Source organism: Streptomyces sp. NPDC055506 (assembly GCF_053643595.1).
In genome coordinates this window covers 62283-72975 of the sequence record NZ_JBSHKH010000033.1, presented here as the reverse complement: position 1 = coordinate 72975, position 10693 = coordinate 62283, and the positions used below count along the sequence as shown (strand labels likewise).

Sequence of the window (10693 nt, the reverse complement as noted above, 5' to 3'; positions counted from 1 at the left end):
CCGTACGTCACGTACGGCGCCCGCGGTTTTTGTCGTACCCGTGTGCTCGCGTACCCCGCAAGTGCCTGACGGCCGCCCGGAGCGTGCGTGCGCCTGATGACCGCCCCGCGCGTGTGGCTGACGGCCGCCCGGACGCTCAGTGCGTCAACGGCGGGCGCGGCTCCCTCGGGGCGTCGCCCGGCTCGTCCCTGATGACCTCGCCCTGGACGACCTTGCCGTCGGGGCGGTGCATACGGGCCTGCTGGAACGCCCCGCCCAGGGTGCCGGGGTCGGCCTCGCGGAGCTTGCGCTCGAAGGTGCGCTCGGCGGAGCGGCTCACGGCCTTCTGGACCGGCGGCAGCAGCAGGAGCAGCCCCACCGCGTCCGACACCAGACCGGGGATGATCAGCAGCAGACCGCCCAGCATCATCAGGCCGTTGCCCTCGCTGTTCGGCCGGGCCGCCGCCGGCGTCGCGCCGCTCTGCTGCTGTTGCAGCGCCTCGGAGAGGTTCCGGAAGGCGCGCCGGCCGGCCCTCTTGATCACGACCGAGCCGAGCACGAGGCCCGCGAGCAGGACGAGGAAGACCACCAGCCCGCTGGACGCTCCCGCGACCACCGTGAGCAGCCAGATCTCCAGCACGAGCCATGCGGCGAGCCCCAACGGCAGGAACGTGCGCAGCCGGGAGCGCCGCGGCCGGGCAGGGGTACTGGGGGTCTGAGCGCCAGTCGTCATGTCCCCAGTGTGCCTGGACCCGGCTCAGTCCGGGATAAGGGCTGATCAGCCGCTCCCGTGAAGGCCCAGGAGGTCCGCTAGGGCTGGGCCGGCTTGCCTCCGCGCCCCGTGATCTTGCCGACCCGCTCCCCCACGCCCCACGCGGTGACCCGCCACAGCGCCTCGACCAGGATGTCGCGGCTCATCTTGGAGTCGCCGAGCTCGCGCTCGACGAAGGTGATCGGCACCTCGACGACGTGGTAGCCGGCCTTGACCGAGCGACGCGCGAGGTCGACCTGGAAGCAGTAGCCCTGCGAGGCGACCTCCTCGAGGCCGAGGCCCTCCAGGGTCTCGCGGCGGAAGGCCCGGTAGCCGCCGGTGATGTCACGCAGCGGCAGGTCGAGCGCGAGCCGGGAGTAGAGGCTGCCGCCCCGGGAGATCACCTCGCGGGACTTCGGCCAGTTCACCACCCGGCCGCCGGGCACCCAGCGCGAGCCGAGCACCAGGTCGGCGCTCTTGAGGGCAGTGAGCAGACGGGGCAGTTCCTCGGGCTGGTGGGAGCCGTCGGCGTCCATCTCGATCAGCACGCCGTAGTCGCGCTCCAGGCCCCAGCGGAAGCCCGCCAGATAGGCGGCGCCCAGGCCCTCCTTGCCCTTGCGGTGCAGCACGTGGACGTGGTCGTCCTCCACCGTCAGCTCGTCGGCCAGCTTGCCCGTGCCGTCCGGGCTGTTGTCGTCGGCCACGAGCACGTGGGCCTCGGGGACGGCCTCGCGCACCCGGCCGACGATGCTCTTGATGTTCTCCGCCTCGTTGTAGGTCGGGATGATCACCAAGGCCGTGCCGAGCGGGCCGAACTTCCTCCCCTGGGCTCCTGCCGCGAGGGTTCCGTCGCCGTCGTTCACTGATGCCCCTTCAAGTCCGTACGCAGGGATCCACCATAGTGGGCCCGGCCTGCGATGACGCGACCGGACGTTCGATCAGTGGTGTCGAATCCGCAAGGCGCGGGTAAGAATGCGCTTTCGCGTGCGAGCGTACGGCGGATGGGGGCCCGGCGCCCTTCGGGCCGACCTGGGACCCGCTGGCTGCGGATCGACCGAAAGCCGTTGTCTACTGAGCGTCCGGGCCCCTCCCGGGTCACACCTCCCCGACCGGCCGGAACGTTCCCTCGGCGCTGTGCCGGCCTGAGCCTGGCTCCCAGTGGCGGTGCCCGGTGCGGCACACCGTCCCTGACCCGGCGGCGCTGCGGCGAGTGCGCGGACGTTCCCGGTCGGGCGTCCGGTGGTGGACTCCGCCGAACCTACCGGCCACCCGCGGCCGCCTGTCAACAGCCGTTTGACCTGCGCTTCTCCCGGCAAAGGCCTGGTCAGTGCGGAGGATGCGCAGGTCGCGCGCCGGGGGCGTGGCACAAGATCGCGTGCGCGCCACCCCCGTAGATCACTCGCCCGGCCGTACGAAGACCGTGCGTCCGCCCACCACGGTGCGCCGACAGACGGGCAGGTCGCGGCCGGGGGTCAGGTCGGGCAGCCCCGGGGTACCGGAGCGGGGGTCCGTCGACCAGCGGGCGACCCGGTCGTCGGGGGCTTGCACCACGAGCTCGCCGGTGTGCCACACCGCGTAGTCGGCGGGGGCTCCCGGCACGAGGACGCCCGCGTCGTCCCGCCCCACGGCCCGCCAGCCGCCGCGCGTGTGGGCCGTGAACGCGGCGCGCACGGAGACGCGGTGCTCCGGCGTGCGGTGGAAGGCGGCGGCCCGGACCGTGCCCCACGGGTCGAGCGGGGTGACCGGGCTGTCGGAGCCGAAGGCGAGCGGGACACCGGCGCGCAGCAGGGCGGCGAACGGGTTCAGCGCACGCGCCCGCTCGGCGCCCAGCCGCTGCGCGTACATGCCGTCCTCGCCGCCCCACAGGGCGTCGAAGGCGGGCTGCACGGAGGCGGTGAGGCCGAGTTCGGCGAAGGCCGCGATCGCGTCCGGGGTGAGCATCTCGGCGTGCTCGACGCGATGGCGGGCGGCACGGACCCGGGCGAGGCCAAGCTTCCCTGCGGCCGTGCGCACGCCCTCGACCACGGCGTCCACCGCCGCGTCGCCGATGGCGTGGAAACCGGCCTGGAGACCCACCTCGGTGCAGGCGACGACATGGGCGGCCACGGCGGCGGCGTCCAGGTAGGCGTTGCCCGTGTGGCCGGCGTCGGCGTACGGCTGGTGCAGACAGGCCGTGTGCGAGCCGAGGGCGCCGTCGACGAACAGGTCGCCCGCGGCGCCGATCGCGCCCAGCTCCCGCGCCTTGGCGACGTCCCGCTCGGCCCAGTAGCCGACGACGCGCGGCCCGGTTTCCCCGGCGGCGAGGCTGAGCAGGCCGGTGAAGTCGTCCTCGGAGGAGATCTCCGGTCCGGCGCACTCGTGGACCGTGCCGATGCCGAGGGAGACGGCGTGGGCGAGCGCGGCGCGCTGCGCGTCGACGCGCTGCCGAGGCGTTACGGCCGCGAACGCGGCGGCCCGTACGGCGTGGTGGGCGTCGGCGGTGAGCGGTCCGTCCGCGCGGGCGACGCCGGGCACCAGGTCGAGCAGGGCCGTGGTGACGACCGCCGAGTGGACGTCGATCCTGCTGAGATAGAGGGGCCGGTGTCCGGCGGCCTCGTCGAGCTCCGCACGGGTCGGGGGGCGACCGCCGGGCCAGCGGGCGGCGTCCCAGCCGTGTCCGAGCAGGACGCGGTCGTCCGGCCGGGAGGCGGCGAAGTCCCGTACGAGACCCAGGGCGGCCTCGAGAGTGGGGGCCGCGGACAGATCGAGGCCGGTGAGCGCGAGACCGGTGGCCGTGGTGTGCACATGAGCGTCGGTGAACGCCGGAGTGACCAGCGCGCCGTCCAGGTCGAGCACCTCGTCGACCCCGTCCACGAAGGCGTCGGCGGCCCCCTCCGATCCCACCCACGCGACCTGCCCGCGTTCCACGACCATCGCCGTGGCGAACGGATCGGCGGGGCTGTGCACCTCTCCACGACGGAGCAGGACGGTCTTCGACGGGGCGCTGGACTCACTCATGGACAACAGTCTCGCGCCTGGCCCCGATCACTCCGAACAAGGGTCGCCCTCCACGCCCGGCGGCGATCAGATCCGCGGCGGCCGCGCCTCGTACGGCGTGGACAGCACCACCGTCGTCCGCGTCGAGACTCCCGCCAACGACCGCACCCGGGCCAGCAGTTCCTCCAGCTCGTGCGGTGTCGCGACCCGCACCTTGAGGATGTAGTTCTCGTCGCCGGCGACACTGTGGCACGCCTCGATCTCCGGCACGCCCGCGAGCCGCTCGGCGATGTCGTCGGGCGCGCTGGGGTCGAACGGTTTGACCGAGATGAACGCGGTCATGGGCAGCCCGACCGCCTCCGGGTCGACGACCGCGGCATAGCCTCGGATGACGCCGCGCTGCTCCAGCCGGCGCACCCGCTGGTGCACGGCCGACGTGGACAGGCCCGTGGCCTTGCCCAGGTCGGTGTAGCTCATCCGCCCGTCCTTGACGAGCAGCTGCACGATCTGTCGGTCCAGCTCCTCCATGGCGCAAGAACCTACAGTGCGGTTGATCTCCTCGGATACCTGAGCTGCCCAGGTCATGCCCGGTTCGTGATGTGGCCGGAAGCCGACGGTCAGCCGCCCGGGGGACAAATCCACCGCAGCGGGCACCTGCGTGCGGCATGTGACGAACGCCACAGGGCTCGAACAGCCTCCGTGATGTTCTCGTGATTACCGCCGAGAGGGGACGGGAAGTGCTTGCTGTGGTCGAGGCCGCAGTGCCGATACGGCCCAGTCCGAGGGGGAGAACCCAATGCAGAGTCTTCAGCGCCCTGGTCGCACCGCGCCCAAGCGGCCGCAGCTCGTCGTCGAGCCCGAGCCGGAGGGCGTCGAACCCGACACCTTCGACGACGAGCTCGACTCCTACGACACCTTCGAGATGTTCCGGGTCGTCTGCCCGGACTGCGCCCAGCCAATCGCGCTGCTCGCGGACGAAGAGGTTCTGCCGGAGCACGCGCTGTGCGCCTCGCCGTGGAACCCGTTCGGACTCACGGTCTGTGCCGGCACCGGCCGCAGGGCCACGGACGCCCGCCCCGCGGACGAGTCCGTGGATCCTCAGGAGCAGGACACCGCCCTGCTGTTGACGCTCCCTCAGGGGCTCGACTGGCGGACCCAGCCCTTCTCGCACGTCGGCGGCCCGGGCTCGCGCCCGATCAGGGTCCCCGTCATCCGCCGCCAAGCGGCCTGAGCGCGGACCCTCCCGGCCCGCTCGCTCCATCCCAGTAGCTGAACCGCACCACGGCTCGCAGGCTGCCGTGGCGCGGTTCAGTGCGTCCGGAACGCGAGGCGGTACGCCGCATCCGGCCCGGAGGGGACACGGGACCGGACGCCCGTGAACGCACGCCCGATTCCACTGCCCGGTGACCTGTCCGGCCTCCGCCGCGTTGCCCTGGTATGACCCCCATCTCCTCAGCGACCGGGCGTCAGCGCCTCCTCTTCGTCCCGGCGCCCGCAGAATCGGTTCGGCCGACCGCGCCGCGCTACCAGGACCCGCCGATCTACCGCGACTTGATGCGGACCTGGGCCGAGGGCGGCCGCACCCTGCCGGGCCGCCACGACCCGGAGTGGATGCGGCTCGCCGCGCCCTGGCGGGGCCTCGACCAGTTCAGCGTTCCTCTGGACCCACGAGATGGCGGGCGATGACCATCCGCTGGATCTGGTTGGTGCCCTCGACGATCTGCAGCACCTTGGCCTCGCGCATGTAGCGCTCGACCGCGAAGTCCGCGGTGTAGCCGTAGCCGCCGAGGATCTGGACGGCGTCGGTGGTGACCCGCATCGCGGTGTCGGTGCAGTGCAGCTTGGCCATGGCCGCCTGCCGGGCGAACGGCCGGCCCGCGTCCCGCAGCCGCGCCGCCGCGAGGTAGAGCGCACGGCCCGCCTCGATCTGCGTCGCCATGTCGGCGAGCATGAAGCGCAGCCCCTGGAAGTCGGCGATCGCCTTCCCGAACTGGCGCCTTTCGGCCGCGTACGCCAGCGCCTCGTCGAGCGCCGCCTGCGCCACGCCGATCGCGCACGCCGCGATGCCGAGCCGCCCCGAGTCGAGCGCGGACAGCGCGATCGCGAAGCCCTGCCCCTCCTCGCCGATGCGCCGGTCGTCGGAGACCCGTACGCCGTCGAAGTGGACCTGGGCGGTGGGCGAGCCCTTCATGCCCATCTTCCGCTCGGGCGCCGCCGCGCTCACACCCGGCGCGTCACCGGGGACCAGGAAGGCGGTGATCCCGCGCGGGCCGTCCTCGCCGGTGCGCGCCATGACCGTGTAGAAGTCGGCGATCCCGCCGTGGGTGATCCAGGCCTTGGTGCCGGTGATCACCCAGTCGTCGCCGTCCCGCACCGCCTTGGTACGCAGGGCCGCCGCGTCCGAGCCGGAGTGCGGCTCGGAGAGGCAGTAGGCGCCGAGCATGCCGCCGCCGAGCATCCCGGGCAAGTGCTCGACCTGCTGCTCCTTGGTGCCGTAGGCGGCGAGAGCGTAGGAGGACAGGGAGTGCACGCTGACGCCGAGGCCGACCGTGAGCCGGGCCGCGGAGAGCTCTTCGAGGGCCTGGAGATAGACCTCGTACGGCTGGTCGCCGCCGCCGTACTCGGACGCGTAGGGCAGGCCGAGCAGGCCGGAGTGGGAGAGCAGGGTGAACAGCTCGCGCGGGAAGCGACCGGCGTCTTCCTCCTCGGCCGCCTTCGGGATGATCTCCTGCCGCGCGATGTCACGGACGAGTGAGATCAGCTCCCGGGCCTCCTCCGTGGGCAGTTGTCGGTCCACCGGCTGCGGGGCGCGGTCGGGCATGGCGACGCTCTCCTCCCTGTCGGGCACTGGCGGTCGGGCCCATGGGTGGGGGCGGCGCCGCCGGGTCGATCTGGTGCCTGGCCGATGCTTGCAGTCCCGGGTCTCGGAAGCTGCTGACCAGCGGCTGTGCGCTGTGAGTATGCCCGATCGGAGGCATGCAGTCACCAGTTAACGACCGCTTACTTCAGGTAATACCCGGGCGTGTCCGCCGGATCGAAATTGGTCCGCACCATTGACCGAACTGGTCTAGTCCTCCTACCGTTTCGCTTCACCGAGTCATCGCGTTCATGCCAATCGGCGCGCGTTCCCTCTCCCCACGAGGAGACACCGGATGCACACCCCCCACCGCTCCCGCTTCCGGGCCATCGTGTCCGCGGCCTGTTGCGCCGTCCTCGGCGCCGGTCTGCTGGCCGGCGCGGGCACCTCGACCGCCACCGCGGCGACCTCGGCTCAGGAGGCCGCCACGACAACGAAGGCCCCACCCGGCTCCAGGGCCGCCGGGTCCAAGGTCATCGGGTACTTCACCGAATGGGGCACCTACGACCGCAAGTACTACGTCAAGAACATCGAGACGTCGGGCTCGGCGGCCAGGCTCACGCACATCAACTACGCGTTCGGCAATGTCACCGGCGGAAAGTGCGCGATGGGCGACGCCTACGCGGCCACCGACCGGGCCTACACCGCCGCCGAGTCCGTCGACGGCAAGGCCGACACCTGGGACCAGCCGCTGCGCGGCAACTTCAACCAGCTGCGCAAGCTGAAGCAGAAGCACCCGAACCTCAAGGTCCTGTGGTCCTTCGGCGGCTGGACCTGGTCGGGCGGCTTCGGCGAGGCCGCCCGGAACCCGGCCGCCTTCGCCCAGTCCTGCTACGACCTGGTCGAGAACTCCAAGTGGGCCGACGTCTTCGACGGCATCGACATCGACTGGGAGTACCCGAACGCCTGCGGCGCCACCTGCGACACCAGCGGCAAGGCGGCCTTCCGGAACCTGACGCAGGCCCTGCGCGCCAAGTTCGGCTCGGGCAACCTCGTCACCGCGGCGATCACCGCCGACGCCACCCCGGGCGGCAAGATCGACGCGACGGACTACGCGGGCGCGGCCCGGTACGTCGACTGGTACAACCCGATGACGTACGACTTCTTCGGCGCCTGGGACGCGGCCGGCCCGACGGCCCCGCACTCTCCGCTGACCTCGTACTCCGGCATTCCGAAGGCGGACTTCCACACCTCGGCGACCATCTCGAAGCTCAAGGGCCTCGGCATCCCCGCCTCGAAGCTGCTGCTCGGCATCGGCTTCTACGGCCGCGGCTGGACGGGTGTCACCCAGTCGGCCCCCGGCGGGACCGCGACCGGCCCGGCGGCGGGCACGTACGAGCAGGGCATCGACGACTACAAGGTGCTCAAGTCCAAGTGCCCGGCGACGGGGACGGTGGCCGGCACGGCGTACGCCAAGTGCGGGAACAACTGGTGGAGTTACGACACCCCGGCGACCATCGGGACCAAGATGACCTACAAGAACCAGCAGGGTCTGGGCGGCACGTTCTTCTGGGAGCTGAGCGGTGACACGGCGAACGGTGAGCTGATCAAGGCCATCAGGTAAGGCGGGGCGATCGGGGGCGGAGGGACCGTGACGGGCCCTCCGCCCCCGACTCACGCGTCCTGGCGGGCGGCCGCCTGCGGGGCCGGGTAGGCGGGGTCCAGGTCCTCGATCGCGCGCAGGGCACCGCCGAGCCCCTTCACCAGCAGCTCGCACATGGTCTCGCGGGGCAGCTCGGGACGGTCGATCCATTCGAGGGTGGCGCCCTCGACGCCGCACACCCAGGCCAGCAGGCCCATCCGCGCCAGCGGCGTGACGTCGACACGGCCGTACGCGCCCTCGGCGATGGTGGCGACGATGGCCTCGCGCACACCGTCCCGGATGGCGTGCACCTCGGTGTCGAAGCCGACTCCGCCGCTGACGATCGTGCGGTACGCGGCCTGATGGTGCTCGGCGTAGCGCAGATAGCTGTCGATCGTGCGTTGGACGCGGTCGACCGGGGGCAGTTCGAGTCCGCTCGCCGCCAGGGTGACCAGGTCGGTGACCGAGTCCTGGATGATGGCCAGGTAGTAGCCCCGCTTGGACTGGAAGTAGTAGTAGATGAGCCCCTTGGCGACATGAGCCTGCCGGGCGATGTCGTCCATCGAGAGCGCGTCGTAGGACGTGTCGGCGAACAACCGCCGCCCGATGGCGATGAGTTCGGCGCGGCGGGCCAGCGAGCGCTCGGTACCGCGGGCTCTGGGGCGCGCGGGAGGCTGTTGACTAATATTCAATTTCGACCCTGGTTCCAACAAGCGGGCGAGGCGGGACATCCGCAGTATGGCAGGTCGGAAGGCCGGGCCGTGGGTCAGGTCACATTGCTCCGGGCCGGGGTCACAGCAGCCCGAGCTGTGTCACGAGCATCGCGACGACCACGACGAGCGTCCAGCCCATGACATGCTCGGCGATCTTCGGCCCGTCGTCCTTGGGGCCGCCCGTACGGGTGCCGGCGACGGTGGCTGAGTGTGCGGTCATGGCTTCTCGCTGATCCGGTGGGGCGGGCGGACTTCCCCCGAAGTTCCGCCCACCTTGCCACCCGGAGCGGCTTTTGCGGCCGAGAGCTTGGTCACACGCGTACGCCCACGGCGGTCAGCGCCCTGCGCTGGGCCACGGTCGGGCGCGCCGGGAAGTACAGGTAGCAGACGCCGCCGGTGCCGGAGACGACCTTGCCGGAGGCGTTGTACCGCTTGGTCCGCAGCCAGATGTTCTCCCACTCACGGCGCCGGTAGACGCGCCGCACGGCCTCGTTGCTCGCCGAGGCGGGGTCGTTCGCGATCACGTCGCCGCCGGCCGTGAAGCCGATGACCGTCATCAGGTGGCCTGCGGTGCCGTACCCGGCGCCGGTCAGCTCCTCCTTGAGGAAGGACTGGGACGTTATGGCCGGGATGCCCGCCGCGATCAGCGTCTCCAGGTCGGTGAGCGAGCCGAGCCGGGTGACCACGGCCTGGAGATCCTTGAAGGTGGCCGCGTAGGCGGCGTTGAACGGCCAGTTGCCGCAGCCCGCGTACTGGTAGTCGTAGGTGAACCGGGCCGCGTGGCACACCTGCGGATCGGCGAACGACGGATCCACCCAGGCCAGCTGCTGCGGGGTGAGCCGGCCGCCCCAGTACTCGACGATCATCTGGGAGGAGGTCGGGCTGCACCAGGCCTCGCCGCCGTTGTCGTACTCGGGGTACTGCCCCTTGTGGATCTCCTGCGAGTACCGCGGGACGGCCAGTTCCCTCGCGAGGCCGGGCGCGGACGCGGGGACGGTGAACCGGTCGGGGACGTCGGAGCACATCGCGCCGAGCCGCCAGACGGTGGGCGTGGCCTTGCCGCCCGGCTTGCGGTACAGGGTCAGATGCAGGCGACAGGAGGCCAGGCGCAGGCCCGTCGCCGGGTCGTCGACGGCCAGCGTGTCCGTCCAGACGGTGCTCTTGCCGTCGCTCTGGTCGTCGACCGAGGTGCGCCGGATGTCCTGGTCGCCCGCCGCCCAGCGGCCCATCACGTACCAGGGGCTGCTGGTGCCGTCGGTGTAGGTGCCCTTGAGCTCGGCCTGGATCCAGGTTCCGGCCGGGGTGCGCGCGTTCCAGGAGACGATCGCCTCCGTCGCGGGGACGGCGAGCCGTTGGACGGGGGACGTCCAGGTGGCGTACTCCCAGGAGGCGGTGGTGCCGGTGTGCGGGTCCCGGTAGTCGGCCCTTCCGGCGGGCTTCGCGATCACCAGGCCCGGGCGGGTGCCCGCGACGGCGCGGGTGCCCCGGGCGGTGCCGCCGCGCCAGTCGTCGTACGAGGACCAGGCCCGGTTGTCCACGGTGCGGGCCGGGACCGCCCGGGCGGGGTCTGCGGTGTCGGTCGTCATGGGGATCTCGGTGTCGGCGGCCGCCGGCCCCGCGCTCGCGGTGACGGCGGCGGCGACCGCGGCGGCCAGGACGGTTCTGCGGGACGGCTGTTCGGCTCTGCTCATGGCGGGGACCCCCGGATGTCGGAGTCGGGCAGGGGCGGGGCAGGTCCGTTGCACGGTGGTCGCACATGCGTGTGCGCCACATATGAGCACAGCCCGCCCGGTCCTGCCAGCACTTCGACCCGCGCCACGCCCACCAATATTGGC

The 10693-nt window shown here is 71.9% G+C and carries 11 protein-coding genes; 3 read left to right on the top strand and 8 right to left on the bottom strand.

The window, feature by feature from the left end; all coding sequences use genetic code 11:
- Positions 1 to 136: 136 nt before the first annotated feature.
- The 4 genes from fxsA to ACWIF2_RS15570 all read right to left on the bottom strand — a co-directional run bounded on the left by fxsA (position 137) and on the right by ACWIF2_RS15570 (position 4234).
- Positions 137 to 712: an FxsA family membrane protein gene (fxsA, locus tag ACWIF2_RS15585; protein ID WP_454360795.1), complete on the bottom strand. Its 576-nt coding sequence runs from the start codon at positions 710 to 712 to the stop codon at positions 137 to 139.
- Positions 713 to 789: 77 nt separating this feature from the next.
- Positions 790 to 1593 (bottom strand): polyprenol monophosphomannose synthase, encoded by an 804-nt coding sequence (locus ACWIF2_RS15580; protein WP_454360793.1) that lies wholly within the window; start codon positions 1591 to 1593, stop codon positions 790 to 792.
- 532 nt (positions 1594 to 2125) lie between these two features.
- Positions 2126 to 3727 (bottom strand): amidohydrolase, encoded by a 1602-nt coding sequence (locus ACWIF2_RS15575; protein ID WP_454360791.1) that lies wholly within the window; start codon positions 3725 to 3727, stop codon positions 2126 to 2128.
- Positions 3728 to 3793: 66 nt separating this feature from the next.
- A complete protein-coding gene (locus ACWIF2_RS15570; protein WP_039932055.1) occupies positions 3794 to 4234 on the bottom strand; it encodes an Lrp/AsnC family transcriptional regulator in 441 nt (146 codons plus the stop codon).
- Between the two features lie 268 nt (positions 4235 to 4502).
- Here ACWIF2_RS15570 and ACWIF2_RS15565 point away from each other — a divergent pair, with 268 nt between their 5' ends.
- The gene (locus tag ACWIF2_RS15565; protein WP_454360789.1) at positions 4503 to 4937 is read left to right on the top strand and encodes a hypothetical protein; all 435 of its coding nucleotides are present in this window, start codon (positions 4503 to 4505) and stop codon (positions 4935 to 4937) included.
- Between the two features lie 206 nt (positions 4938 to 5143).
- The gene (locus ACWIF2_RS15560) at positions 5144 to 5392 is read left to right on the top strand and encodes a hypothetical protein (RefSeq protein ID WP_370869173.1); all 249 of its coding nucleotides are present in this window, start codon (positions 5144 to 5146) and stop codon (positions 5390 to 5392) included.
- Here the strand turns inward: ACWIF2_RS15560 and ACWIF2_RS15555 are convergent.
- Entirely contained in the window at positions 5355 to 6527 is a 1173-nt protein-coding gene (locus ACWIF2_RS15555; RefSeq protein WP_454360787.1) for an acyl-CoA dehydrogenase family protein, read from the bottom strand. The genes ACWIF2_RS15560 and ACWIF2_RS15555 overlap by 38 nt on opposite strands.
- 331 nt (positions 6528 to 6858) lie before the next feature.
- Between ACWIF2_RS15555 and ACWIF2_RS15550 the strand changes: the two genes are divergently transcribed.
- Positions 6859 to 8127, top strand: coding sequence for a glycoside hydrolase family 18 protein (locus tag ACWIF2_RS15550; protein WP_454360785.1), 1269 nt, complete (start codon positions 6859 to 6861; stop codon positions 8125 to 8127).
- Between the two features lie 50 nt (positions 8128 to 8177).
- Here the strand turns inward: ACWIF2_RS15550 and ACWIF2_RS15545 are convergent, their stop codons facing one another.
- From ACWIF2_RS15545 to ACWIF2_RS15535, 3 genes are all read right to left on the bottom strand, one after another.
- The gene (locus tag ACWIF2_RS15545) at positions 8178 to 8837 is read right to left on the bottom strand and encodes a TetR/AcrR family transcriptional regulator (RefSeq protein ID WP_454360808.1); all 660 of its coding nucleotides are present in this window, start codon (positions 8835 to 8837) and stop codon (positions 8178 to 8180) included.
- 100 nt (positions 8838 to 8937) lie between these two features.
- On the bottom strand, positions 8938 to 9078 hold the full coding sequence (locus ACWIF2_RS15540; RefSeq protein ID WP_454360783.1) for an SCO1431 family membrane protein: 141 nt from the start codon (positions 9076 to 9078) through the stop codon (positions 8938 to 8940).
- Between the two features lie 91 nt (positions 9079 to 9169).
- Positions 9170 to 10549, bottom strand: coding sequence for a peptidase C39 family protein (locus tag ACWIF2_RS15535; RefSeq protein ID WP_454360781.1), 1380 nt, complete (start codon positions 10547 to 10549; stop codon positions 9170 to 9172).
- Positions 10550 to 10693: the final 144 nt, after the last annotated feature.